27 protein-coding genes and 3 tRNA genes are annotated in these 26,462 nt (G+C 38.8%); 7 read left to right on the plus strand and 23 right to left on the minus strand.

The genetic code is table 11. The features are described from left to right. Positions 1-31 precede the first annotated feature (31 nt). The 7 genes from atpG to ACYQ0N_RS09460 form a co-directional block, all read right to left on the minus strand. Positions 32-892, minus strand: coding sequence for an ATP synthase F1 subunit gamma (gene atpG / locus ACYQ0N_RS09430; RefSeq protein ID WP_460162516.1), 861 nt, complete (start codon positions 890-892; stop codon positions 32-34). A gap of 21 nt (positions 893-913) precedes the next feature. Next, positions 914-2,431, minus strand: coding sequence for a F0F1 ATP synthase subunit alpha (atpA, locus tag ACYQ0N_RS09435; protein ID WP_177533410.1), 1,518 nt, complete (start codon positions 2,429-2,431; stop codon positions 914-916). 19 nt (positions 2,432-2,450) lie between these two features. Continuing rightward, a complete protein-coding gene (atpH, locus tag ACYQ0N_RS09440) occupies positions 2,451-2,978 on the minus strand; it encodes an ATP synthase F1 subunit delta (protein WP_177533409.1) in 528 nt (175 codons plus the stop codon). After that, the gene (locus tag ACYQ0N_RS09445; RefSeq protein WP_177533408.1) at positions 2,975-3,472 is read right to left on the minus strand and encodes a F0F1 ATP synthase subunit B; all 498 of its coding nucleotides are present in this window, start codon (positions 3,470-3,472) and stop codon (positions 2,975-2,977) included. Before ACYQ0N_RS09445 ends, atpH begins: the two co-directional genes overlap by 4 nt. A 33-nt stretch (positions 3,473-3,505) precedes the next feature. Next, positions 3,506-3,766 carry an ATP synthase F0 subunit C gene (gene atpE / locus ACYQ0N_RS09450; protein WP_460162517.1) on the minus strand — a complete coding sequence of 87 codons (261 nt, stop codon included), beginning with the start codon at positions 3,764-3,766 and terminating at the stop codon, positions 3,506-3,508. A gap of 97 nt (positions 3,767-3,863) precedes the next feature. Next, a complete protein-coding gene (locus ACYQ0N_RS09455) occupies positions 3,864-4,595 on the minus strand; it encodes a F0F1 ATP synthase subunit A (protein ID WP_177533406.1) in 732 nt (243 codons plus the stop codon). Further along, complete coding sequence (locus tag ACYQ0N_RS09460; protein ID WP_460162518.1) at positions 4,592-4,978, minus strand: ATP synthase subunit I; 387 nt, start codon at positions 4,976-4,978, stop codon at positions 4,592-4,594. Before ACYQ0N_RS09460 ends, ACYQ0N_RS09455 begins: the two co-directional genes overlap by 4 nt. Positions 4,979-5,240: 262 nt before the next feature. Between ACYQ0N_RS09460 and ACYQ0N_RS09465 the strand changes: the two genes are divergently transcribed. After that, the gene (locus ACYQ0N_RS09465; protein ID WP_460162519.1) at positions 5,241-5,930 is read left to right on the plus strand and encodes a phosphoenolpyruvate-utilizing N-terminal domain-containing protein; all 690 of its coding nucleotides are present in this window, start codon (positions 5,241-5,243) and stop codon (positions 5,928-5,930) included. Between the two features lie 30 nt (positions 5,931-5,960). On the opposite strand, the gene ACYQ0N_RS09470 is transcribed toward ACYQ0N_RS09465, so the two are convergent. After that, on the minus strand, positions 5,961-6,830 hold the full coding sequence (locus ACYQ0N_RS09470) for a prohibitin family protein (protein ID WP_177533403.1): 870 nt from the start codon (positions 6,828-6,830) through the stop codon (positions 5,961-5,963). A gap of 166 nt (positions 6,831-6,996) precedes the next feature. Here ACYQ0N_RS09470 and ACYQ0N_RS09475 point away from each other — a divergent pair, with 166 nt between their 5' ends. Together ACYQ0N_RS09475 and glgA are read left to right on the plus strand one after the other, a co-directional pair. Next, the gene (locus ACYQ0N_RS09475) at positions 6,997-8,865 is read left to right on the plus strand and encodes a DUF2079 domain-containing protein (RefSeq protein ID WP_460162520.1); all 1,869 of its coding nucleotides are present in this window, start codon (positions 6,997-6,999) and stop codon (positions 8,863-8,865) included. Positions 8,866-9,022: 157 nt separating this feature from the next. Next, positions 9,023-10,471, plus strand: a complete 1,449-nt coding sequence (gene glgA, locus ACYQ0N_RS09480) for a glycogen synthase GlgA (RefSeq protein ID WP_177533401.1) — start codon at positions 9,023-9,025, stop codon at positions 10,469-10,471. Between the two features lie 36 nt (positions 10,472-10,507). On the opposite strand, the gene clpX is transcribed toward glgA, so the two are convergent. From clpX to ACYQ0N_RS09550, 14 genes are all read right to left on the minus strand, one after another. Further along, positions 10,508-11,779 (minus strand): ATP-dependent Clp protease ATP-binding subunit ClpX, encoded by a 1,272-nt coding sequence (clpX, locus tag ACYQ0N_RS09485; protein ID WP_177533400.1) that lies wholly within the window; start codon positions 11,777-11,779, stop codon positions 10,508-10,510. A gap of 17 nt (positions 11,780-11,796) precedes the next feature. Next, positions 11,797-12,384, minus strand: a complete 588-nt coding sequence (clpP, locus tag ACYQ0N_RS09490) for an ATP-dependent Clp endopeptidase proteolytic subunit ClpP (protein WP_177533399.1) — start codon at positions 12,382-12,384, stop codon at positions 11,797-11,799. A 95-nt stretch (positions 12,385-12,479) separates the two neighbouring features. Beyond that, a complete protein-coding gene (gene tig, locus ACYQ0N_RS09495; RefSeq protein ID WP_177533398.1) occupies positions 12,480-13,805 on the minus strand; it encodes a trigger factor in 1,326 nt (441 codons plus the stop codon). A 104-nt stretch (positions 13,806-13,909) separates the two neighbouring features. Further along, positions 13,910-14,599, minus strand: coding sequence for a metallophosphoesterase (locus ACYQ0N_RS09500; protein ID WP_177533397.1), 690 nt, complete (start codon positions 14,597-14,599; stop codon positions 13,910-13,912). Then, entirely contained in the window at positions 14,599-16,095 is a 1,497-nt protein-coding gene (thrC, locus tag ACYQ0N_RS09505) for a threonine synthase (protein WP_460162521.1), read from the minus strand. Before thrC ends, ACYQ0N_RS09500 begins: the two co-directional genes overlap by 1 nt. A gap of 23 nt (positions 16,096-16,118) precedes the next feature. Continuing rightward, entirely contained in the window at positions 16,119-16,478 is a 360-nt protein-coding gene (locus tag ACYQ0N_RS09510) for a YraN family protein (RefSeq protein WP_460162522.1), read from the minus strand. After that, on the minus strand, positions 16,465-17,076 hold the full coding sequence (rnhB, locus tag ACYQ0N_RS09515; protein ID WP_460162523.1) for a ribonuclease HII: 612 nt from the start codon (positions 17,074-17,076) through the stop codon (positions 16,465-16,467). Before rnhB ends, ACYQ0N_RS09510 begins: the two co-directional genes overlap by 14 nt. Next, positions 17,069-17,938, minus strand: a complete 870-nt coding sequence (gene ylqF / locus ACYQ0N_RS09520) for a ribosome biogenesis GTPase YlqF (protein ID WP_460162524.1) — start codon at positions 17,936-17,938, stop codon at positions 17,069-17,071. The genes rnhB and ylqF overlap by 8 nt, the downstream gene beginning before the upstream one ends. An 11-nt stretch (positions 17,939-17,949) precedes the next feature. Continuing rightward, positions 17,950-18,888, minus strand: a complete 939-nt coding sequence (gene lepB, locus ACYQ0N_RS09525) for a signal peptidase I (RefSeq protein ID WP_460162525.1) — start codon at positions 18,886-18,888, stop codon at positions 17,950-17,952. Positions 18,889-18,909: 21 nt separating this feature from the next. Then, entirely contained in the window at positions 18,910-19,530 is a 621-nt protein-coding gene (lepB, locus tag ACYQ0N_RS09530) for a signal peptidase I (RefSeq protein WP_177533391.1), read from the minus strand. Between the two features lie 106 nt (positions 19,531-19,636). Further along, positions 19,637-19,981, minus strand: a complete 345-nt coding sequence (gene rplS, locus ACYQ0N_RS09535) for a 50S ribosomal protein L19 (RefSeq protein WP_177533390.1) — start codon at positions 19,979-19,981, stop codon at positions 19,637-19,639. 185 nt (positions 19,982-20,166) lie between these two features. Further along, the gene (locus ACYQ0N_RS09540) at positions 20,167-20,823 is read right to left on the minus strand and encodes a TIGR03936 family radical SAM-associated protein (RefSeq protein ID WP_177533389.1); all 657 of its coding nucleotides are present in this window, start codon (positions 20,821-20,823) and stop codon (positions 20,167-20,169) included. Next, complete coding sequence (locus tag ACYQ0N_RS09545) at positions 20,816-22,657, minus strand: TIGR03960 family B12-binding radical SAM protein (RefSeq protein WP_460162526.1); 1,842 nt, start codon at positions 22,655-22,657, stop codon at positions 20,816-20,818. The genes ACYQ0N_RS09540 and ACYQ0N_RS09545 overlap by 8 nt, the downstream gene beginning before the upstream one ends. Positions 22,658-22,758: 101 nt before the next feature. Further along, positions 22,759-23,388 (minus strand): flavin reductase family protein, encoded by a 630-nt coding sequence (locus tag ACYQ0N_RS09550; protein ID WP_177533387.1) that lies wholly within the window; start codon positions 23,386-23,388, stop codon positions 22,759-22,761. A gap of 217 nt (positions 23,389-23,605) precedes the next feature. On the opposite strand from ACYQ0N_RS09550, the gene ACYQ0N_RS09555 reads away from it, so the two are divergent. Beyond that, positions 23,606-24,253: an HAD family hydrolase gene (locus ACYQ0N_RS09555; RefSeq protein WP_460162527.1), complete on the plus strand. Its 648-nt coding sequence runs from the start codon at positions 23,606-23,608 to the stop codon at positions 24,251-24,253. A 168-nt stretch (positions 24,254-24,421) separates the two neighbouring features. Here the strand turns inward: ACYQ0N_RS09555 and ACYQ0N_RS09560 are convergent, their stop codons facing one another. Next, positions 24,422-25,864, minus strand: coding sequence for a glycosyl hydrolase family 8 (locus tag ACYQ0N_RS09560; protein ID WP_460162528.1), 1,443 nt, complete (start codon positions 25,862-25,864; stop codon positions 24,422-24,424). Positions 25,865-26,078: 214 nt separating this feature from the next. Here ACYQ0N_RS09560 and ACYQ0N_RS09565 point away from each other — a divergent pair. From ACYQ0N_RS09565 to ACYQ0N_RS09575, 3 genes are all read left to right on the plus strand, one after another. Beyond that, positions 26,079-26,152, plus strand: a tRNA-Gly gene (locus ACYQ0N_RS09565). Positions 26,153-26,155: 3 nt separating this feature from the next. Next, positions 26,156-26,232 (plus strand) — tRNA-Arg (locus ACYQ0N_RS09570). A 41-nt stretch (positions 26,233-26,273) separates the two neighbouring features. Further along, positions 26,274-26,350 (plus strand) — tRNA-His (locus ACYQ0N_RS09575). The last annotated feature ends 112 nt before the right edge of the window (positions 26,351-26,462 follow it).

The following is a 26,462-nucleotide window of genomic DNA, read 5'->3' on the forward strand; positions in this document are numbered from 1 at the left end:
TTTCCTCCGTATATAAACGTTATTTGCGCACCTATTCCTGTACGCTCGCACCGCCTACTATCTCAGTTATTTCCTGAGTAATGGCGGCCTGACGCGCTCTATTATACATTAATGAAAGATCGTTAATCATCTCGTCCGCATTATCAGTAGCATTTTCCATTGCCGTCCGCCTTGCAGCCTGTTCAGCTGCAAAGGAATCAACAACAGCGCCGAACAGGACTCCGGCTAAATATTTAGGTATCAGCGAATCAAAAACTGCCTCAGGAGACGGATCATAATTAGTTAATCCCTTATATTCCACGTCCGCTTCTATATCGAGCGGAATTAGGGGCATTCTTTTGGCTTCCTGATAGAGCGGCGATACACAATCTGTAAAAAATAATTCTACCCTGTCAATCTTATCCTTATTATACACATCAATAATTTTATCCGCAATACTCATTGCGCCATAGATTGAAAGACTTTCAGAGATATTTTCATAGCGCGTCATGATTTTTACACTACGCTTTTCAAAGTACTCGACAGCTTTTCTTCCGATTGGGAGAAATACCACCTCTCCCTTATTTTTAAGCTCGTCGTATCTCTTCTGTGCAAGATTAAGAACATTCGCATTAAAGCCTCCGGCCAAGCCTCTGTCTCCGCCTATGACCACAAGCAAGGTAACGTTATTTTTACGTTTTCTCGTATAAATCGAATTAAAAGTATTATCAGACGATACAATCTCGCACATCGTTTCATAAAGCGTTTTAAAAAACGGCTTTGAGTTATCAGCCTTTTCCTTAGCCTTCCTCAGCTTCGAAGACGCGACAAGCTCCATTGCCTTCGTTATCTGTCTAGTGCTCTCAACGCTTTTAATACGGCGCTTGATGTCTTTCATATTTGATGAAGCCATATATTCTCACCTTTCGATCGCTTATGACTTATCAGCCATAAATTTTGCTGAAAAATCAGAAAGAACATCTTTAAGCGCAGATTCATTATCAGCAGTCAGGTCCCGTGTTTCCTTAATAGATTTAACGATATCCGGATAAGAATTATCAATATATTCAAATAGATCCGACTGAAATTCACCAATCAGCTTTACAGGTATATTCTTCAAATAATTATTTACAACCGCATAGATAATTATAACCTGATGTTCTACTGACAGCGGAGAGTTTCTGTCCTGCTTTAATACTTCTACAACTCTTTCGCCCTTTGCGAGTCTTTCCTTTGTGTCAGCGTCCAGGTCAGAGCCGAACTGCGAAAAGGACTGGAGTTCACGGTATTGTGAATATGTCAGCTTCAGAGATGAAGAAACCTTTTTCATAGCCTTTATCTGCGCCGCGCTTCCAACTCGAGAAACTGAAATGCCCGGATTTACAGCCGGTCTTACCCCTGAATTAAACAAATCAGTTTCAAGGAATATCTGTCCATCGGTTATTGAAATAACATTTGTCGGAATATATGCGGAAACATCTCCCGCCTGTGTTTCAATAATAGGCAAAGCAGTAAGACTTCCGCCGCCGTAGTTTTCATTAAGACTGCATGCTCTCTCAAGTAGTCTTGAATGGAGATAAAAAACATCTCCCGGGTATGCTTCACGGCCCGGCGGACGTTTAAGCAGCAGCGATAAGGTTCTGTATGCAACAGCATGCTTTGATAAATCGTCATAAATACATAGAACATCTCTGCCCTGATTCAAAAAATATTCACCAATAGCGCATCCGGAATAAGGCGCGATATATTGCAGAGGAGCAAGCTCCGAAGCAGTAGCCGAAACAACGACCGTATATCTCATAGCGCCCGCTTTTTCAAGAGTTTCCACAACGTTGGCAACGGTAGAACGTTTCTGTCCTATTGCTACGTAAATACAGATTACGTCCTGATCTTTCTGATTGATAATTGTATCAAGAGCTATTGCAGTCTTACCCGTCTGTCTGTCACCGATAATCAGCTCTCTCTGTCCTCTTCCAATAGGAATCATTGAATCAATCGCCTTTATACCTGTCTGAAGCGGTTTATGAACTGACTTTCTTGTAATAATTCCGGGAGCAATTTTTTCAATTGGCTCGGTCTTGTCCGTAAGAATCTGTCCCTTGCCGTCGATCGGCTGACCAAGAGCATTTACAACTCTCCCAAGCATTTCTTCGCCTACAGGCACGGATACAATCCTGTTTGTTCTTTTTACAGAATCGCCTTCTTTTATTTCGGCGTCTGATCCCAGCATAACGGCTCCTACAAAATCCTGTTCCAGATTAAGCGCCATGCCGTAAATACCGCCTTCAAATTCAAGCAATTCGCCGGACATGCATTTTTCAAGACCGTGAACAGTAGCAATACCGTCGCCGACAGTTACTACCGTTCCTACATCCTGAAGTTCTATTTTAGAGCTGTAATTCTTAATTTGCTCTTTTATTATACCTGTTATTTCATCCGGGCGTAAATTCATTCATACACCTTCTTTAATCTTATTGTTTAAGCTGCTTTGCCACAGCCTCTAATTTTCCCTTAACGCTGTTGTCTATACGTGAATTATCATATTCTACTATAATACCTCCGAGAATCGAGGGATCAATTTTTTCTGACAGAATAACCTTTTTACCCGATTTTTCTTCAAGCTTTCCAATAAGTTTTTCTCTCTGTTCAGATTTTAGCGCAACACTGGTTATAGCCGTCATTTTGACAATATTGTTATGCTCGTTGTATTTTCCTGTAAATTCTTCCGCGATTTCAGAAAAATATGAAATTCTTCCCTTTTGGGTAACAACGCAGATAAAATCCCTGATTATTCCGTCTTTACCGAAAATTTTACTTATAACCTCCGCCTTTTCTCCGAAGGTAATTACAGGCGACGCAAGCAGTTTAATAAGCTCAGGGTTTTCCTCGAATACTGTCCTGCATTGTCCCATTTCGCTGTTTATCTCATCTAAGCAGCCGCTTTCGAGAGCAATTTCAAATAATGCCTGCGAATAGACCTTTCCTATATCGCCCGTCATTTCAGATCACCCACATTTTCAATAAAATCATTGATAAATCTGTCATGATCCGCTTCGCTTATTTCTTTTTCAACTACCTTTTGCGCAACCATCACGGCAAGCTCGGAAATTTCACCTTTAAGCTCGCTGCGGGCGCGTTTCTTTTCTCTTTCGATATCTTCGTCAGCCCTTGAAAGAATAATTCCGGCTTCCTTTTTAGCGTCCGTAATTATCTCTTCAGAACGACGCTGAGCTTTTTTTGAAGCATTTCTTATAATCTCAGCCGACTCCTCTTTAGCGCTTTCCATAAGACTTGAATACTCCGATTCAAGCGACTTTGCGTGCTCCAGCGATTCATCGGCCTTGTTGTATGTTTCCGCCACATCATTCTGACGTTCATCAAGGATCTTATGAACTCTTCCAAAAAGAAAATGCTTGAAAATAAGATATAATATCAGAAGATTACATAAAGTAAAAATTATCGTGCCGATATCAATAGATAAAAATTCCAGCATTTGTACTCCTCCGGATTCAATGTATTTTTTAGCTTAAAGCTTTCCAATAAACGGATTAATAAACATTAAAATCAAAGCTACTACAAACGCATAAATACCTGTTGATTCGGCAATTGCACAGCCAAGAAGCATAGTTCTTGTTACCGCGCCTGAGGATTCCGGCTGTCTGCCGATAGCCTCGCATGCTTTACCTACTGCATAACCCTCGCCTATACCAGGACCTACACCTGCGATCATCGCCAAACCAGCGCCGATAGCGGACGCTGCTAAAACTAATGCTCTTGCATTTTCCATAACAAACTCCATTTCTCTCCGTATAAAATATTTTAATTGCCTCACGGAGCGAGGTTTAAAACTGCCGTTTAACGGCATTTTTGCAAATTTAAAAACTTTACTGCTCAGAGCTTGCGCTTTCTATAAAGCACATCGTCAGCATTATAAATATAAACGCCTGCATAAAACCGGAAAACAAATCAAAATACAGCGATAATACCGCAGGAATACCGACTGTAAAAATCGGAACAGCAAGTCCGATCGCCGTTGAAAGTCCGGTAAGAGCAAAATAAATAAGACTTGAAATTATCATACCGCCGGCAATATTTCCGAAATGTCGGAACGACATGGAAACCGGAGTTGAAACTTCGCTTATAATATTAAGCGGATTAATAAACGATTTCAAATAGCCGCCGATACCGTTAGACTTTATTTTTGCAGCCTGTATCATAACAAAGCTCATCAAGGCCCACGTAAGCGTCGTACTGTAATCGGCTGTTACAGACCTTAGTCCGGTCAAGCTTACAAGACTTCCGAATATAGACGATGCAAACAACGCGGCAATATAAGGCGCAAAAGCCTTGAATTTTTCACCCATTGTATTCTTTACCAGGTTATCTACTGTTTCAACCAGGAATTCAGCTATGACCTGCCGTTTCTTTTCAGGTTTTTTTTTCATATTATGAGTTAAAAACAATACAAGAAGCGTCAAACCGATTAAAATTGCCCAGCTAATTATAATAGTTTCAGTTATGTTTATGCGTACGCCGAAAACGTCAAAAGAAAAAGCAATTTTAGGCCCGCCTATTTCAATTCCCTTTGAACCCTGAAAAAAATCAGACACCTTCATTCAGTCTTTTCCCCTTTCCTCAATAATACATTCCCCGCAAAAACAAGCTGAGGGTAAAAAAACGGAATAACCGCACCGGCCGTATTAACAAACGGTATATGCACAGCGGCCGCGATAACTGCCCCGACAACTAAGAGCCGGATCAGATACCCTTCGAACATTCTTGACTGTGCTTTGCGCCCTCCGCTTTTTACTATGTTTCTGATAGACCTGTTAAGCAGGATCAGATTTACAGTCATTCCGGCTGTTCCGAGAAAAAGTCCGGCTGCCATTGAGAAAGTAAATCCTATAAAAAAAACAGAAATCAGATATGCGGAAATATCCAGAAATGCAGATTTTATTAGGATATGCTTTAAATCCCGGATAAATTGCTCCCTTTCCAATTTTTTCCTCCTGAAACTGTTTATTTTAATCGTATAAAATTATTGTTGACAAAAAATCATTGTTTATCTTTTCCATTATCAGCCTTTTTTAAGCGAAGTTATTGTACGAAGTATATTATACCCCCCATGTGAAATATTGTCAATAGTCAAATTTAACAATTGACCAACAGTCATAAAAAAATGTTGACAAAACAGTTAAACTGTATTATAATGGTATCGCAAGCATACCTATCCAATATTGTTCAAAGGCATGGTAATTTTTATGCATATAGTGGAAGGAAAAAGCGTCAGCCACGGTAAAGGCTCCGGACATCTTGTCTTTATTGACGGCAATCATTACAATATACCTAAAACTAAAGTTCATAACATTGATCAGGAGCTTGAAAGATTTCAGAAGGCAAGAGCTGACGCAATGAATCAGCTTCAATCCATTTATGAAAGAGCTCTTAATAAAGTAAGCGAAGCAAACGCTAAGATATTTGTTATTCAGCAGATGATGATTCACGATCAGAGCTTCACTCAGGCCATCAGGAATCTGATTGTAAACCATGCAGTTTCAGCGCAGTATGCGGTGTCAATCGTCGCCTCTAAGCATATTTCACTTCTCAGATCAACAAATGATGAATATATGCAGGCCCGCACGGCAGATATAATAGATTTATCCGGCAGAGTAATAAGAATATTATTAAATCTGCCCGATGTAAATTTCTTCAAGAGAAAAAACATCGTATTGTATAAGTACATACTTACACCAAGCGAAATTATTGAACTTGACAGCGATATTATTTCAGCGGCAGTTTCGTATCATGGAAATCGGCATTCACATTCCGCCATACTTGCCAGGGCGATGAATATTCCCGGAATTACGGATATTAATGAAGATATACGCAATTTTTCCGGAAAACTTGCTGTAGTAGACGCGGATGCGGGAAAAATAATAATAGAACCGTAAAAAAGCGCTTCTTAAATGAAGCGCCTTTTATTATTCTGAATCTTCAGCAGGGCCTGCGGTTTCCGCATTCGTTACGTCTGTCGTTCCTAAAAATGATCCGACATCAAATAGCGCTCCGGCATCAGAAGCGACCTTAGGAAGTTCTCCGTCCCATTTATCAATAAATTCCATCATGATAACCTTATCAGTTATCTGTTCATTTTTAAGCTTATACGCTTCCGCTTCAGCTTTTGCTTTTTCAACCGTCTGCTCAGCTTCTACCTTAATTCTTGCAAGATCCTGTTCTGCTTTAAGTGCAGCCTGCTGAGCGGTTTGCTTTGCCTCTATCGCTTTGTTGAATTCCTCAGAAAAATCAAAATTCACAATATTGAAAACTTCGATTGATAATCCGTAAGGATTTATTTTCTGGGAAATAGATTCTTCCATTTCGGTTGACACAACCGCACGGTTTGTAATTAGCTGCTCAGCAGTATATTTCGCAGCTATTGATTTGACACATTCCTGAATAGCCGGATTAACAATTACATTTGTAAAGTCTGAACCGACGTTTTTATATATTTCGGCCGAGGAGGCTTTATTGACACGATAGTTAATTGAAACCTTTGATGAAATAGTCTGAAGATCCTTGGACGCAGCATTTGATTCTACCTCTGTTTTCAAGACTCTGTTATCTATCTGTTCAACGCTCGAAACAAAAGGAAGCTTAAAATGTATTCCTTCTTCGAGAACCTTATCCGATACTTTACCTAAGGTAACCACAACTCCCGTATGCCCGGGCGATACTATAGCAAAACTGCTAAAGCCAAGAATAATAACCGCTAAAACAATTACCACAGTTATAACTATTTTTTTGACCGTTTTGCCCTCCGGCGTAATATTAACATATGTATTGCCTGCCATATTATAATCTCCGTTTCATAAAATTTAAGCTGAACGCTTTTTTCAGCTTAGGAATGATTATAACACATAATTTATAAGTTGTCAAAACTCTTGACATTTTTTATATAACTATGCTACAATAATAAAAATAGAGTCAATAAAAATAACTTCTTGAAAGGAATATCCAATGGAAAACAATGCTAATAATATTTCAGATGATATCTCCGTATCTGAAAATAATAATATTGCATCTGAAATAAGCGATCAAACGGAAGCTAATTCACCCCGTCAGCGCTTTTGGTTTACTATAAAAGATAAATTCTATAAATTAGGTTATGAAAATACCATTTTACGCTTACTCACCGCATGGATTATTGTCGCCGGATTTGAATTAATAACTTCAGAATATAAATTCAATACATTTGAATTTTTCAATAATATTAAAATGTTAGTTTATATTTTGGTTATAGTTGCCGTTTTCATAATATTGACGTTTATTAATAAACATAAGCTTGATAAAATTCTTTTAATGGCGTCAACCACGATATACGGATCCGCCGCTATTATACAAGACAACAAATTCTATTTTTCAATTGGCGCCTGTATAATAATGGGGGCGGTTACTGTTTACTGCGTCGGAGACTGGTTACGATTTAAATTAAAGAAATTACCTACTATTGCTATAATTGCTATTCTCGGAATTTTATTTACATTATTTACCGGTCTGCTGACATCTTTCAAATATTTGCAGCACTGGGCTCCATGCTATGATTTCGGCATATTTTCGCAAATGTTTAATTACATGAAAGAAACACTTCAGCCGCTCACCACATGCGAACGCGACGGACTTTTAAGTCATTTTGCCGTTCATTTTTCTCCTATATATTATTTGCTGCTCCCATTTTTCTTTATTTTTCCGTCACCAGTCACTCTGCTTATGGGACAAGCTGCAATAATAGCAAGCGGTCTTATACCCCTATACCTGATCTGCAAAAGACATAAGCTATCTAACGCCGCCGTTATCTTATTTTCACTATGCTATGTACTTCTTCCTTCAATGGCAAACGGCTGCTTTTTCTTTCTGCACGAAAATAAATTTTTAACTCCTCTCATTCTCTGGCTTGCATTTGCGCTTGAAAAAAACAAATGGATACCTTCCGTAATCTTCACGTTGCTCCTTCTGGCCGTCAAAGAAGACGCTCCGGTTTATGCGGCTGTTCTGGGACTGTATTTTATAGTATCAAGACGAAATATATCAAAAGGCGCCTTGGTATTCGTTTTATCAATTATATACTTCATAACAGTTTCATATTTTATGTCAAAATACGGGTTGGGTACTATGTCATACAGATACGATAATTTCATTTATGACGGCAGCGGAAGTTTATTCACCGTCATTAAGGCAGTTATACTTAATCCTATTTACACTGTCCATGAAGCGTTTGATGAAGAAAAAATAAAGTTCATTCTTCAGATGCTTGTTCCATTAGCATTTATGCCGCTTATGATAAAAAAGCCGTCGAGGATAATATTACTTATACCGTTTATTCTCCTTAATCTCATGTCGGATTATACATATCAGCATAATATTAATTTCCAGTATACTTACGGAAGCGCAGCGTTTCTATTCTATCTCATGATACTGAATTATCAAGATATGAAACCCGGTTTCAGATGTAAGGTTCTTGCCGTTGCAGCAACCTCTTCGATATTTATGTTTATGTGCAATACATATTATAGAACAAGCGGTTACGAAAGCTACAAAACTGACAAAAACAGCGGTGCAATTGATATAATTGACGACGCGCTTGAGCTTGTTCCCGATGATTCGTCGGTAGCGGCGACAACATTTTTAGTGGCCTCGCTTTATGACCACCGCGAGGTTTACGAGTTTGAATCAACAAATCATAGAGACGAAGTTGAATATATCGTCTTGGATTTAAGAATATCGTCGGATGATTTTTCAGTTGATGATTATCTAAATAATCCAATTTACGAAACCGTTGAAAATAAACCTGGATATATAGCGATTTTCAGAAATACTACAGTAGAATAGAAAAAATCCCCTCTGAGAAAAACTCAAAGGGGATTTTAGTTGATTTTGCACAAAATTCCATAATTTTACCTTTTATTTTTTGATAATCTATTGACTGTTAAATAATTTGCGATTATAATAAGTATATAGCTATTGTGATTTAAGGAGGATAATTCCTATGAAAAAAATTTTATTTGCCGCTTCAGAATGTGTTCCTTTTATGAAAACAGGCGGGCTCGCCGATGTCGTAGGCGCTCTCCCCAAAGCGCTTAATAAGGAGGAATTTGACGTCAGAGTAATTTTGCCCAGCTATACCTGTATTCCGTGGGAATACCGCAGTAAATTCCAATATGTTCACCATTTTTATATGGATATGGGACAGCTTAATTTTGCTCCTCACGTTGGCATTATGAAGTATGAATACGAAGGTATTACATACTATTTCGTTGATAATGAGGATTATTTCAAAACTGACAAGCCTTATTTATCCACGCTTTATGACATTGAAAGATTTATCTTTTTCTCAAAATCCGTATTAGCCATAATGCCGGTAATTGATTTCAAGCCTGATATTATTCACTGTCACGATTGGCAGACAGGCATGATACCAGTTTTTTTGAAAACTCTTTACAAGGATAACCCGTTTTATTGGGGAACAAAAACTATTATGACAATTCATAATTTAAAGTTTCAGGGTATATGGGATATTAAAACCTTTAAAAAGTTTACTAATCTTCCCAACAGCGTCTTTACGCCCGATAAACTTGAATATAAAAAGGACGCAAATATGCTTAAGGGCGGGCTTGTATATGCCGATTATATAACCACTGTAAGCGACACATATGCTAGGGAAATTCAGACTCCATATTTTGGAGAAGGCTTAGACGGGCTGCTTCGTGCACGACATCTTCAACTAAGAGGTATTTTAAACGGAATTGATTATAATATATATAATCCGGAAAATGATAACGACATATACGTTTCGTATAATTCAGATGACGTCAAGGATAAAAAGACTGAAAATAAGCTCAAACTTCAGGAAGAATTAGGTCTGCCACAGGATTCAAACAAATTTATGATAGGAATTATATCGAGGCTTACCGATCAAAAAGGTCTTGATCTTGTAAATCGAGTAATCGAACAGATTCTTGATGAAAACACGCAGTTGGTTGTTATCGGAACAGGCGAGCCAAGATATGAAAACCTTTTTAAGCACTTTCAGTGGAAGTATCCTGACAGAGTTTCTGCAAATATCTTCTTTTCTGAGCAGCGCGCACACAAGCTTTATGCTGCCGCAGACGCTATGCTTGTTCCGTCCAGATTCGAGCCCTGCGGTCTGACGCAGCTTATTGCTCTACGTTACGGTACAATTCCTATTGTAAGGGAAACCGGCGGATTAAAGGATACCGTATCGCCTTATAACGAATATGAAAACAGCGGAAATGGTTTCTCATTCGGAAATTATGATTCATACGATATGCTCAATGTTATAAACTATGCAAAAACAATTTACTTTACTCAAAATGAAAAATGGCAGGAAATTATTATACGAGCAATGAAATCTGATTTTTCTTGGAATTATTCCGCAGATCAATATGCAGGTATGTATAATTGGCTGTCTAATTAATAACAAAAAACGACGAGTTAAACTCGTCGTTTTTTATTATAAAACCGTCTTATTTTTTTTAGAACCGAATATTGGCTTCTCGCCGTCTGTTATTGATTTAGAAGTAACCGTAACAGTAGTTATATCGGGATCTGACGGAGCTTCAAACATAGACTGCATCAACACACCCTCTATTATAGCTCGAAGGCCTCTTGCACCTGTTTTTTGTGAAATAGCCTTCTTTGCTATCTCCTTTAAGGCGTCCGGTTCAACGATAAGCTCAATATCATCATAATCAAACAGCTTTTTATATTGCCTTAACAGTGCGTTCTTAGGTTCGGTCAATATTCTGACAAGAGCTTCTTCATCCAGTTCATCTAAAACAGTTATTACCGGCAAACGTCCTACAAGTTCCGGCACAATACCGAACTTAACAAGATCCTGCGGTATAACCTTATGAAAAATGTTTTTTGATATTTCCTTTTTAGAAGAAACCTCGGCTCCGAATCCTATCGCCGAAGAATTTACACGCTTCAAAATAGATTTTTCAAGACCGTCAAAGGCTCCGCCGCAAATAAAGAGAATATTTTTAGTATTAATCTGTATAAACTCCTGATTAGGATGCTTTCTGCCCCCCTGAGGCGGAACGTTAGAAACAGTACCCTCAATTATTTTCAAAAGCGCCTGCTGCACGCCTTCTCCGCTTACATCACGGGTTAAAGAAGTATTTTCAGATTTTCTCGCTATTTTATCAATTTCATCAATATAGATTATACCGCGTTCAGCAGCTTCAATATTAAAATCAGCAGCCTGAATAAGACGAAGAAGAACATTTTCAACGTCATCTCCCACATATCCGGCCTCAGTGATTGTTGTAGCGTCTGCAATAGCAAACGGAACATCAAGAATTTTAGCAAGAGTAGAAGCAAGAAAAGTCTTTCCTACACCGGTAGGTCCTAAAAGAAGTACGTTGCTCTTTTGAATTTCTACCTCTTCCCCGTCCTCCTGACTTAAAATTCTCTTATAATGATTATAAACAGAAACTGCAAGCGTAATTTTGGCCTTGTCCTGCCCTACGACATATTCGTCTAATACGGCCTTTATTTCAGCCGGTGTAAGAAGATTAAGCTCCATACCGTCCGACGGATTTTTCTTGCCGTCATTTGACTTTTCGCTTGGCTTAACCTTAGCAAGAGGCCCCATCAAAAGCTCATAGCAGTAAACTACGCATTCATCGCATATATTTGACGTCCCCGCTGTAAAAATACTCTGAACCTTATCCTCGCTCTTTCCGCAGAAATTACAAAATTTAATTGGTTTATCAGGCATAAAGTCCTCCTAAAAAATCATCTTTTACTTATAACTTTATCTACAAGACCGTAAGCCTGCGCTTCATCAGCAGTCATAAAATTATCTCTTTCCGTATCAAGGCATATTTCATCATAGGTTTTTCCGGTATTCTCACTTAAAATCCTGTTCAATCTTTCCTTGGTTTTCAAGAGATTATCAGTTCTTATCTTTATATCAGTTGCCTGGCCCTGTAATCCGCCTGATATAAGTGGCTGATGAATCATTATTTCTGCATTCGGCAGCGCGAGTCTTTTTCCTTTTGCGCCTGATGAGAGCAAAAATGCTCCCATGGAAGCGGCAAGACCGATACAGATTGTCGATACATCGCATTTAATGTATTTCATAGTGTCATAAATTGCAAATCCAGCGCTTACCGAACCGCCGGGACTGTTAATATAAAGGCTTATATCCTTTTCAGGATCCTGGCTCTCAAGATACAAAAGCTGCGCTACTACAAGACTTGCCGTTGTATCGTTTACCTCCTCTGAAAGCATAATGATCCTGTCGTTCAGCAATCTTGAAAAGATATCGTATGAACGTTCTCCGCGGCTTGTCTGTTCTACAACATAAGGTACTAAACTCATATTTATTCTCCCTTTTCCGGCAACTCGCCTTTTAAAATTTCTCTATTAACAAAGGCGGCTGCCCCGAAGGACAGCACGCTTTTTATACAATAAAATTAATCCTCAGAAGCTTCTTCAGATTCCTTTTCCTCAACTATAGTATTGTCAATAACAGCGTTATCCTTGACAAAATTAACAGCCTTGACAGCCTTAAGATCGGTAATGTAAGCGTCCATATCAATTCTATGTTTTATATCTTCAACTGTGATTTTATTAAATTCGGCAATCTCTTTCAGTCCGTCGTTTATTTCATCTTCTGTCGGAATAAGATTTTCAAGATCAGCAATTTTTTCAAGAGCAAGTCTGAGCTTTACTTCATTTTCAGCTCTTTCCTGGAAAGTTTCTCTAAAGGAGTCCATATCCATTCCGGTATACTGAAGATATATTTCAACACTCATATTCTGCTGTTTAAGATTTCTCTCAAACTCGCTTATAAGCTGGTCGACTCTTTTATCAAACATACATTTCGGAATAACTCCCTCGGCTGTATCTATAAGCTTCTGCATTAAATGGTTTTCAAACTGAGCTGCCGCAGTCGCTTCCGACTGAGTCTCCATTTTTTCCTTAATATCCTTTTTCCAGTCTTCTATAGTGTCAAATTCAGTCGTATCCTTAATTAAATCATCATCAATCTCCGGCAGCTCCGTTGTATTTATGCCATTCAGCTTGACCTTAAATAAAGCCGGCTTTCCTGCGTATTCATCCATCTGATACTCTTCAGGGAATGTAACGTTTATTTCAAATTCATCACCAATTGAATGACCGATTATCTGTTCTTCAAATCCCGGAATAAACTGACCGCTGCCAAGTTTCAGCGGAAATTCATCAGCCTTGCCGCCGTCAAAAGCAACTCCATCCATAAATCCTTCAAAGTCTATTATAACCTCGTCATCCTTTTGGGCAGGCCTGTCGTCAACCGATACAATCCTTGCGTTTCTCTGACGTATCTGTTCTATCTGAGCCTTAATATCATCCTCAGTTATATCCTTGACATTTTTCGGAGCTTTTAATCCTTTATATTCCGGTACTGTCACCTCAGGCTTAAGAATACAAATTGCCTTGTATTCAACACCGTTTTCAGTATCGGCAGAAACAACTTCAATCTTCGGCGTATCAACTAAAACCAATTCAGATTCTCTGATTGCGTCCGGCATTTCATCATTTATCAGGGAATTGATTGCGTCTTCAAAAAATACTCCTTCACCGTAATATTTTTCAATAAGCTTTTTTGTAGCCTTACCTTTTCTGAATCCCGGAACCTGTATATTTTTCTTCTGACGCTGAAAAACCTTATCTATCGCAGCGGCAAAGGTTTCCCCGTCTACTGTAAAAATCAATTCCTGTGTATTTACGTCAACCTTAGTTGATGACTTCAAACTCATTTTTTATATCCTCCAATTTATTTATAAGTGCATACCTTTATCATTATAACATAAGCCATTAAATTTTTCTACACTAAATTTCTACTTCTACACTTTATATAAAATTACATTATTTTTAGTGGACAAAATTGTAAATAATCACCTGAAATCAACTTAAAATCAATTCCATCGCGCTCTCCGTTAATTGAATTTCTTATGGCAGAACCGTGCAGATGACCATACCAGCATGATTTTATATTAAATTTATATAAAACGTCAAGAATATCATAGTTATAGCCGTTTCCGTATATAGGCGGATAATGCATAAACACAAGAGGCTCAAGTCCGTATTTTAAAGCAGATTCTATCGAAGTTTTGAGTCTGGCGGATTCTCTTGCTAAAACCTTTGAATCCGCTGCTTCTCCGGGCATATTGACCCAACCTCTTGTACCGCATATGCCAAATTTCTCATATTGAAAGTGATTATTATGCAGAATAAACAAAGAATCAAATCCCCATTGAGAAAACGTATCCTCCATTTTTTTTCTTGATCCCCACCAGTAATCATGATTACCTTTTAGAATTATCTTTCTTCCGGGCATATTATTTATCCAGTAAAAATCATCATACGCATTCTTTATGTTCATTGCCCAAGAAATATCTCCGGCTAAAACTATCGTATCTTCCGGAGAAATATTTTTTTCCCAGTTTTCCTCCAGAAGCTGCATATAATTTTCCCAGCCTTTAAATATATCCATAGGTTTTGATTTATCGCTGAGTGCAAGATGAAGATCGCCTATCACAAACAATGACATCAGATAATACCGAAATCCTTCAATACATAATCGTTCATTTCAGCTTTTCCGATCGAATCCTTGAATATTCTTTCCTTATTCTTCAATTCTGCCAGCGAAGACGGTATCGGAAGCTTTGAAAGCTCAGCCAGCCTATCTACCATTTCATATTCGTCAAGCTCTGAATTACTGCCTTCAATTGCCTCCAGTACACTTGAACTGAATTTATAAGGACTTGCCGTTGACGCAATCAGTGTTTTTGTCATATCCCCCGTTTTATTTTTATAATCCTCATATACCTTAACGGCTACGGCCGTATGAGTATCGCACGTATATGAATATTTTTCATAAATTTCCCTTATGGTTTTCTTTGTCTGATCGTCGTCGCAATAACCGGCAAAGAATTCTTCTCTCAGTACGTTCTTTACTTCATCGTTTACTTCATATCTGCCGGTCGAAGCAAGACTTCCAAACCATTCCCTAATCTGGGCGTCATTCTGTCCGGTCAGAATGTAAAGTAGCCTTTCAAGATTGCTTGATATAAGAATATCCATAGACGGAGAGCAGGTAGCATAAAATTTCCTGTTTCTGTCATAAATACCTGTTTCAATAAAATCCGTTAACACTTTATTAATATTTGACGCGCAAATAAGCTTATTTACCGGCAAGCCCATCAGCTTTGCATAGTAAGCGGCGAGAATATTTCCGAAATTACCTGTAGGCACCACAATATTGATCTTATCACCAAGAGAGATTTCACCGCATTCAGCCAACGAAGCATATGATGAAATATAATAAACTATCTGAGGCACCAATCTCCCCCAGTTTATGGAATTGGCGCTTGAAAACATAAGTCCCGCAGCGTTCATTTTCTCTTTGATTTCCGCATCTGTAAATATGGACTTAACACCGTTTTGGCAGTCGTCAAAATTGCCTTTTACGGCGCATACGCCCACATTCGATCCTTCCTGCGTCGTCATCTGACGTTTCTGCATAGGACTTACTCCGTCTTCCGGATAAAAGACAAGTATCTGCGTACCTTCAACATCCTTAAATCCTTCAAGGGCTGCCTTACCTGTATCTCCTGAAGTCGCCACAAGAATTATTATTTTTTTATCTATATTTATTTTCTTTGCAGAAGTAGTTAAAAAATACGGAAGAATCTGGAGCGCCATATCCTTGAATGCACAGGTTGGACCATGCCAAAGCTCAATCATATATGTTCCGTCGAAAAGCTGAGAAATTTCCGCAATACTTTCCGTTTCAAAATTTTTTGTACTGTATGCGCTGTCTGTACAATACTGAATTTCCGCGTCTGTAAAATCAGTCAAATATTTTTTAAATATATAAGCCGCTCTGCATGAGTAATTCAAACCGGCAAGATATTTGATCTCGTCAAGAGTTAATTTCGGAACCGATTCGGGAACAAACAAACCGCCGTCTGCGGAGATTCCCTGAGTTATGGCCGTTGCACTGTCAACTCTGACATCACTGTTTCTTGTACTCTTATAATACATAATACCACCCTTTGTATTTTCTATCAAACGCCTGAAGCGTCAAAAGCGTTTAAAATATATTCCAGACTGAGATCTTCCCCGTTATATGAACTGACATAAGCAGCGTCGAATCTGGGCTGAAGTCTACAGCCTGTTTTTCTCATATATTGTTCGGCCGATTTAATGATTCTTTTTTGCTTTTTTGTATCAATCGCAGCTTCAAGACCGCTTCCGTTGGTTCGGTATTTTATTTCCACAAAGCAAACATATTCGTCTAAAACCGCAATTATATCGGCTTCTCCTCCGTCAGCTATATAATTTCTTTTAACTATCTGATAACCTTCAGCTTCAAGATAATCGCAGACAAAGGATTCAGCATGATAACCATAATTATTTTTTCTCATAGATCTTTCTTAAAAAGGACATTCTATGCAGCGGACACGGTCCGTATTCCAGTATTCTTTCTATATGAAGCTTTGTTCCGTAACCCTTATGACGTTCAAAACCGAACTGAGGGTATTTTTCAGCCATTTCAAGCATATATCTGTCCCTCGTTACCTTAGCAAGTATCGACGCAGCGGCAATCGACGCGCTGTTAGCGTCTCCTTTTACCAGTGCGCTTACCCTACACGGAAGATCGGGAGCTTTATTTCCGTCGGCTATAACCAATTCAGGTAAATCCCGAAGCCCAAATACCGCTCTTCTCATGGCAAGCATAGATGCGTTTAAAATATTGATTTCTTCAATTTCTTCAACTGTAGCCCTTGCAATACAATAATCCAAAGACTTATCAATAATTTCTTCATATAACAGCTCTCGCTTTTTAGCAGAAAGCTTTTTACTGTCGTTAAGACCTTCAATCGGTCTGTCAGGATCAAGGACAACTGCCGCCGCATAAACGTCTCCGGCAAGCGGACCTCTTCCGGCCTCGTCAACGCCGCAAAAAAAATTCCCCGTGCTGTTTCTCACAGCTTCATCGTATTCCCATAGCTGACTAATCATTTTTTTCTCCCGGAAGCTCAAGAGTTATCTTTCCGAGCTTACCGCTTCTGAATTCGTCGAGAAGCGTTACAGCGGCTCTTTCAGTATTAACTTCGCCGCCTGAAACAAGCATTCCTCTTTTACGGCCAAGCTCTGAAAGAAGCTCAAAGCCATCGCCGGATTTATCAATTTTATATCTTTCTGAAACTGCCTCCGGATAATTAACTGATAAATTTTCCAACAGAAAAGCTGCCAGAGCTTCAATATCAAGTATATCGTCCTTAACGGCGCCGGTGAACGCCAGCTTTCTGGCAACGCCCTGATCCTCAAATTTAGGCCAGAGAACACCCGGCATATCAAGCAATTCTACGTTGCCGCCAAATTTTATCCATTGCTTATTACGCGTAACACCAGGTCTGTCCTCAACCTTTGCTTTTTTAGACTTAGCCATACGGTTTATAAATGAAGACTTTCCAACGTTAGGAATACCGACTATCATAAGTCTTATCGGCGCGCCCTCTATCCCTTTGCCGCGGCGTTTTTCTATAAGCTGTTTCAGCATATTGCCTTTTACAGCAGGAAGAAAGCCTTTAAGTCCATTTCCGCTTTTGCAGTCAGTTTTTAAAACAGTAAAGCCTTTTGATTTATAATAATCAATCCATTTTTCCGTGGAGCTATCATCAGCCATATCAGACTTGTTAAGAAGCAGCATCCTCGGCTTATCCTTAACAAGCTTATCCATTTCGGGATTACGGCTCGAAAAGGGTATCCTTGCGTCAAGTACTTCAACAACACCGTCTACAAGAGATAAGCTTGACTGTATCATTCTTCTTGTCTTGGTCATATGACCCGGAAACCATTGAATAGAAGCCATCTCAGCCATTTTCTGCCTCCTTAATCAATTCCTCCGAATTTTCCGAATGGAAAAATCCGAAAAATAACCTTTCCGACTACATTATCCTCTGGTATCAAGCCGATTTCAGGATGACGGCTGTCCTTGGATAAGTTTCTGTTATCCCCCATTGCAAATATATAGCCGTCGGGAACAGTAAGCGGGTAATCAAAAGCATATTCATCCCTTGTTGTCGGTTCGCTTATGTACTGCTCTTCAAGCCGCGCTCCATCAACGCTTACAATTCCATTTTCAAAATCTATATCAACCGTTTGGCCGCCGACAGCAATTACCCTTTTTACTATTACCTTGTCAAGTCCTTCGGTTTCAAGAACTTTTCCGTCTGAGGATAAAAGATGCGCGCTATCGTTATTAATCACAACAATATCTCCGTTTTCCGGAGAATATCCTAACGAATATACTATAAGCTTATCGCTGTTCTCAAGGGTAGGCAGCATAGAAGTACCGTCTACGACCACAACTCTCATAATGTATGTGAAAAATAATGAAATTACCAATATCACTGTAAGAACTGATTCGATAATATCTAAAAAATCGTTAAGCCTAAAGTTTTTATTTTCGTCAGGAAAATCCCTTTTTTCATTGACTGAAATTTCAGCAGATCGGGCATACGACAACTGCGGATTTGTTCTTTTATCAATATTTTCAGCCTTTAATGCATTAGCGCGTTTTATTTCGGCAATTTTTCTGACTCTTTCCTTTGCAGCATCAGCTTTCTGAGCCTCAGTCATATGGCTTTCCGCATTATCCTGCCGCAAAGCCGAAGCAGACGCGCGTTCCTCTGCAGATTTTGAAACCCCAGACCTATTCGTCGGCGGTTCTTTCCTCTTCGCCGGATTATACGGATTATTAGCCGTTTCGGCCAGAATTCTTTCAAGAGCGTCTTCACGGCTTTCTCTCGTCGTTTTATGTTCACTCATATTAATTCCTCGTAAATTATATCAGTCAAGAATCTTAAACGTTTCAAAAGGATAAAATCTTAATACGGCCTTTCCGAGAACGTCGCCGGTTTCAACAAATCCAACGTGAGGATCACGGCTGTCAGTAGAATTGTTTCTATTATCGCCCATAACAAATACATAGCCGTCGGGAACTGTTACAGGATATTCAAACGCTCCGGTATTAAGATAAGTTGGTTCCTTTATATAATTTTCTGAAAGCGCTTCACCGTCAACATATACCGTTCCTTTATTGAAATCTATATCGACAGTCTGCCCTCCGGTGGCAATAACTCGCTTTATGAGTCTTTTTCCAAGGCTCGACTGTCCGCTTATTATTTCGGATTTATCTCCGTCCTTATATATATGTGATTCATCATTTTCAACAATTACAATATCTCCGGATTTTGGAGTATAGAAAAAAGTCGTCATGATCAGTTTGTCGCCGTTTTGCAGCGTAGGGTTCATAGAGGTACCGTCAACCGTAACAGGTCTGCATATAAACGTAAATATCAACAATACGACAAAAATTGAAGTAACTATCGATTCGCATATTTCCATAAAATCGCCAAAAGCGTTTTTATGCTCTTTCTGTACTTTGATTTCTTCAGCCTGCTCTTCCATCAGTTAATCCTCGATTCATAAATTAATAGCAAAAAAGGGACTTAAACGTCCCTTGTAAAGGCAGTAAGCAAAGCGGCATACAGCCGCCTGCGGTAATGCCTGTTTATTACTTTATCTGCTCCTTAACCTTTGCGGCCTTACCTACTCTGTCGCGCAGATAATAAAGCTTTGCTCTGCGAACCTTACCGTATCTTACAATCTCAACCTTGTCAACGACAGGCGAATGAAGAGGGAATACTCTCTCAATTCCGCAGCCGTGCGCTACACGTCTTACAGTAAAGGTTTCACTGATTCCACCGTGCTTCTTAGCAATTACCGTACCCTCGAAAACCTGAATACGACTCTTATCGCCTTCCTTGATTTTAACGTGAACCTTAACGGTATCGCCTACTGAGAATGAAGGTACCTCGGCTTTCTTGCTTGATCCGCTGATAATTTCCAATGCGTCCATTTCAATTTCCTCCTGGTTTCCGGCATTCTTACCGCAGTTTAATTATATAAACCCTATGCGGCAGCGGACTGCCCTGTTTAATGTCATTTTACTGGCATAAACTCTCGCAAAAACAAAATTTATGTCTTTACGGATTTTAAATGCTTTAATATCATACCATATATTTATTAAAATTGCAAGGGTTTTCAAAAAAATTCTTTTTCGTTTTCCATTAAAACCCCGGTTCTTTCAACCTCGGAAACAGTCGTATCTCCTAAATCCTCCGATAAAAACATATCAATAAGAAGCGATGGATTTATATTGTTTTCCGTACCTGCCGGAAACAGAGCTTCAATCTCCAGAATTCCGTTTAAAAGCTCGATTTTTCTTACCTTAATAAGCGGCTTTAGATCGACGACCTTTTCTACGCCCTTTTTTGTTCTTTTAACTGTATTAAGACTGTCACGAGATATAAATTCATTAAAGCTATTTATAAGCCTATCAGGAAAATCTGATTTAAAACAAATTCTATATTCCGCATATTTTATGGAGGTATGTTTATTAACCGGCTCAAAGGCTTTCAAAACCCTGATTCCCTCCGGCATAACGCTGTTTAAACGCTCTTTAATTTCCTCGTAGGATATGTTTTCTGTGAGATTAAAATCCATTATTTCAGCGGAGCTTTCATAGCCAAGCGAAAGAGGAAGTGCAAACATAATATAAATATGGGGATTAAAGCCTTCCGTATACCATATCGGCAGACCGGAACGTTTAATAGTCCGCTGAATACACCTGTTTAGATCAAGATGCGAAATATATTTAGCCCGTCCCTTTTTTTCAAAAACCGCCCTGACTTTAACCAAAACACGGTCCTCCTATCTCTCTGCTTACTCCGCAGGCAGAGCATTTTGATCGACAGTTTTCAGTTGTTTCAGCCCGTTTTGCCTTAATGTTTTCCCTTACAAGAAATTCCTTATTTATATAATAATCAAGATGATCCCAGGGCATAATTTCCTCATAATCTCTTCGGCGGCAAGCGTAAAATTCCATATCAAGACCGCTTTCTTCAAACGCTTCACGCCATTTTTCATAACTGAAATGCTCTCCCCAGCTATCAAACTTACAGCCTTTTTCCCAAGCTCTGTAAACAGCGGTTCCCATCCTTCTGTCGCCTCTCGCCAATGCAGCTTCAAGAATGCTGGTTGAAGGATCGTGCCAGCTTGCTTTTATTTTTTTTGAAGTGATCGAATTCATGAGAGTCTCCTGCTTATGCATAATTTCGCTGCGGGTTGCCTGAGGTTCAAATTCAAAAGGCGTAAACGGTTTAGGCACAAATGTCGCCGTACTTATAGAAACCTGAACTCCTTTTCCTTTCTGTCTTCCCGGAATACTGTAATACAGATCCACGATCTTTTGCGCCAGCTTAGTTATACCGACGATATCCTCGTCAGTTTCAGTTGGAAGTCCCAGCATAAAATAAAGCTTTACGGACGTATATCCTCCCTCAAAAGCCGTACGGCATGTACGCATCACTTCTTCCTCAGTTACGTTCTTATTTATAACGTTTCTCAGACGCTGCGTTCCCGCTTCAGGCGCAAAGGTAAGACCGCTCTTTCTGACTTTCTTCACCTCGTCCATAAGCTCTTTGGAAAAGTTGTCCACCCTCAATGAAGGCAGCGAAAGATTGATATGCTGCTTTTCCGTATACGGAATAAGCTCCGTAAGAATTTTTCCTATTTCCGAATGATCCGAGGTACTAAGCGAAGCAAGAGAGATTTCCTCATAACCGGTATTACCGCAAAGCGTTTCAGCTTCCCGGCAAACCGTTTCAGGCGATTTTTCTCTGAAAGGTCTGTAAAGAAATCCGGCCTGGCAGAACCGGCAGCCTCTGATGCACCCTCTTAATACCTCTACAGAAATTCTGTCATGAACAATATCGGTAAAAGGCACGACAAAATTTTCAGGATAAAAAACCTTGTCAAAATCCTTTATAATCCTTTTTTTAATTATCGGTCTTACATTATACTGAGGGATAATTTCTTTGACCGTGCCGTCGTCATTATAGTAAACCTTATAAAGCGAAGGGACATAAATACCGTCTATTTCAGCGGCTCTGCGGAGAAAATCCTTTTTTCCAAAGTCCTTGGATTTCATTTTCTTATACAGATCCATAAGCTCTAGATTTACTTCCTCTCCCTCTCCAAGTATGAATAAATCTATAAAATCGGCAAGAGGCTCCGGATTGCAAACGCACGGACCTCCTGCGACGATAATGTTCGTCAGCTTATCGTCCCTGTCTTTTGATAAGATCGGAATACCCGCTAAATCGAGCATATTTAGAACATTTGTATAAGAAAGCTCATACTGCATTGTAAAGCCTATAAAATCAAATTCGCTTAACGGATCAAGACTTTCCAATGCATAAAGAGGTATTCTATTCTCTCTCATCAGCTTTTCAAAATCAATTCCGGGAGCAAATACTCTTTCACACCAGTAATCTGCTCTCTGATTAATAAGCGAATATAAGATTTTCATTCCCAAATGAGACATTCCTATGTCGTATGTATCGGGAAAACAAAACGCAAATCTAACGCTTATATTATCCTTATTCTTTATTACGCTGCCTGATTCTCCGCCTATATACCTTGCCGGCTTTGTTACGGAAAGCAATAAATCTTCTATTTTTTTTCTGAGCATATTTTACTTCCTTTATAGTTATATTGATTTTTATTTTACTATATATTGAAATAAAAATCAAGGGCAACACTGGAATTATCCAGTATTGCCCGGAAAATATTTTATCGTTCTTTAAAGTGAGAAGCGTCAACGCCGCAGATAGGACATTTATAATTATCAGGCACGTAATCCCCTTCATAAATATAACCGCATACGTCGCATATGAATTTCTTTTTTCCGGAAGACGCTTCGTCGTCGGCGATATAGGTAGGCGCTTTTTTAGGACTTTTTCCTTTAAGAACCTTATGATAATAAGCATAGGTCATAGGTTCTCCTGATTTTAACGGCTGCGCGTCTATTACCTCGCCGAGGAAAACCGTATGCGTCTCTGTTTCCATTTTGTCAACCACCCTGCATACAACGTAGGCGCAGCCGTCAGTCAGAACAGGTATCCCCTCTTTTAAAACATAATCGTACTTGCTGAATTTATCCGTATCCTTGCTTGAAGAAAAACCGAATTTGCCTATTATTTCAGGATCGGAATCCTCTGAAAGCGCCGTAAAACCGAACATACCGGATTTTTCAATACATTTTGCGGTATAATTATCATGATTAACGCTAACTGAAACAGAAGCCGGTGAAGCCGTAATCTGAGTATTGCTGTTTGTTATACATCCTACCGGTTTTCCGTTATCGGTTGAAGTTGTTACATAAACTCCGTATGACATACTGTAAAAAGCTTTAGGATCCATTTTTTTACCTTCCATTCTGATTTATTTCATGCACTATGCATAATATTTATATATTTGTTATTATTATACCATTTTTTTATAAAAAGTCAACAAAAATCAATTATATTTCTCAATTATGGATAAACATATGTATATTAAACTCCTGATTATCAATTTGATTTCATAAAAGATACGTGCTATAATAAAAACACATAAATTAAATTATGGAGGCATTAAAATGAAATTAGCCGTATTTGATCTCGACGGAACTTTAATTGATTCGCTTGCCGATATTGCAGAGGCCACTAATTTTGCAATGAGAAAACTCGGATTCCCCGAGCATCCGCTTAATGAATTCAATTATATGGTCGGCGACGGAGTAAAGATTCTTATTGAACGCGCGCTCCCTGACGACAGACAGGAGCTTTTTGAGCAGGCTCTAAAGCTGTATAACGACTATTACAACGAGAATTACACAGTTAAGACCTATGTTTATAAAGGTATTACCGAAACCCTGAAACAGCTAAAAGCTATGGGTATTAAGCTTGCAGTCGCTTCAAACAAAACGCATTGCTTTACCGAAGTCATAATTAAGAACTATTTCGGAAACGATACTTTCGACGCCGTATATGGCAAATTTGACGCAAGACCCGTCAAACCGGATCCAGCTATATTAAACGCCATTTTAAGCGATATGAGTATCGCTCCTTCGGAAGCAATTATGATCGGAGATACAAGCATAGATATAAACACCGGCAAAAACGCGGGCGTCAGATCTATCGGATGTCTTTGGGGATTCAGATCTATGGAAGAACTTACCTCCGCAGGCGCCGACTTCATAGCTGAAAAGCCTGAGGATATTGTAAAATTCATCAGAGAAATATAAAATTATTATAAATCGTTCAAAAGAAATTAAAAAATATTTCTTCTCTGACTTCAATTTGTCAAAATCTCCGATTATTTTATTTGACAGTCATAGTGTATATACGGCAAGCTCGCATAAAGTAATACCATTTTCTCCATTCATTTTTTATTCCTTATTCAGCGGTAGTAATTAACTGCCGCTGATTTCTATTTCATTTAATATAATTCTTTTGAGTGCAATCATATCAAATATATCAATTTTATTGTCATTTAAAATATCAATTTTTCCGTAATATTCCACCGAAATATCGGACTTGCCGGTTAAATAATCCCGCAGTAATACAATATCCTTATTATCAATGCTCCCGTCGTCGTTTATATCCCCTTTTAGGCCCGTATTATATTCAGGAACTATCCACTTATCCGCGGCAACAATCAGGCAAAGCATTTTGATCGTATCTCCGTAATAAACATCTTCGCCGTAATTTACAATACAATCACGCAGTGATTCCTCCCATTCTAAATTACCGCCGCATTTTGCCGCTACTAAAAAAGGCGCTGTAAAACATAAATCGTTATAGTCCTCTAATTGTGTTCCGTCAACACTATAGCCTGCCTTTATCTCCCAAGGATCCCCTCCGGATTCATTAATAATAAAAGAATTGATCGCCTGAGAAAATAAAAGAGCATTTTCATTTTTATTAATTATATAATCCATGCTTATTCGCCACGGTATACGGCAGCTATTGTAACTATATGCTCCGTCATACTCCCCTTCAAGAAATCCGGCAGGCGCCGGAACATATTTTCCGGATTTATCTTTAATAATAAAGTCCGGCAGCAGACCTGTTTCATATTCCAAAACCATATCATTTATAATTTTATAAGTAGAATTGTAAACATTCATCCATCTTTGGTCTCCTGTAACCTCAGCGAAAACAGGCATATACTGAACTATAAAATCAGAAGCGCGGGTTGCGGAGTAAAAAATATCATTGCTGTCGCATTCATATACCCAGTCGCCTAATGAAATCGTCCAGTTTTCATGATTAATCTCATATGTCATAATATCGTTAATTACTGCCAAAGCTTCAGAATAATAGTCTATTTCTCCTTCGCTTCCCCACACCTTATCGGCGATAAGAAGAGCGTATGCAATATCCATATCTCCGTCAGCAGCGGAATCACAATAACCTCCTGTCATACTTCCGTTTTCCGCTCCGTCAATAAGCTCCGTTCCATTATCCGACTGCTGCCAAGACATAAGATTAGGACCTATATCGCTTGTATGTGCTTTATAAAAACGATACATTCCGTCAAAATATTTTTTTGACTGCTCATCATATTCTGACATACTTGCCGTAATAAGCATGCCGTATCCATGCGCCTCAGAAACTGTCACGGGAACAGAAACATTATCGCCGTTATATCTTTCTTCACTGTACCATACATAAAACTGTTCCTGATTTGTCACATACTCATCTTTAACAACGTACTTTTCTTTCCAAATATTATAAAACGACGTCATATCATTGCAATATGATTCAACTTCCGCCGAGTTAACCGGACTTAAAGAAAAAGCGACTGATGCAACAGCCATAATTACAGTAATTATTTTTTTAGAAACTCCCATAATAATCCTCCTTAATTTAAATTATACATTAAATTATATTTAATGTCAATTAGTTTTCCATTTATTTTTTTGACAACATTAATATATTTTCTCTCTGTAAGCTCTATAATTAATGCAATTTCTACAAATATTACTTTTTTCGAAAAAAGTAATTGACATATTTCTAAAAGCATGATATAATAATTATCGTTGATTGAGAACAACGCTATGAAATGCAGGTGTAGTTCAATGGTAGAATTCCAGCCTTCCAAGCTGGCTACGTGGGTTCGATTCCCATCACCTGCTCCATATGCGCCTTTAACTCAGCTGGATAGAGTAACTGCCTTCTAAGCAGTAAGCCATTGGTTCGAGTCCAATAAGGCGCACCAATTACGTCCCTTATTGGGGCGATTATTATTTTTATATTATGGTGGGTGTAGCTCAGTTGGTTAGAGCGTCGGATTGTGGTCCCGAAGGTCGTGGGTTCGATTCCCATCTCCCACCCCATGTTGATTATCCTAACGCAATTTGAACTTTCAGTTCAAGTTGCGTTGTTTTATGCCTAAAATCCCGTAACTGCGGGCTTTTTTATACCCAAACGGCGAAAAAAAGAAGTTGA

The sequence above is a fragment of the Ruminococcus sporogenes genome (genome assembly GCF_054655175.1).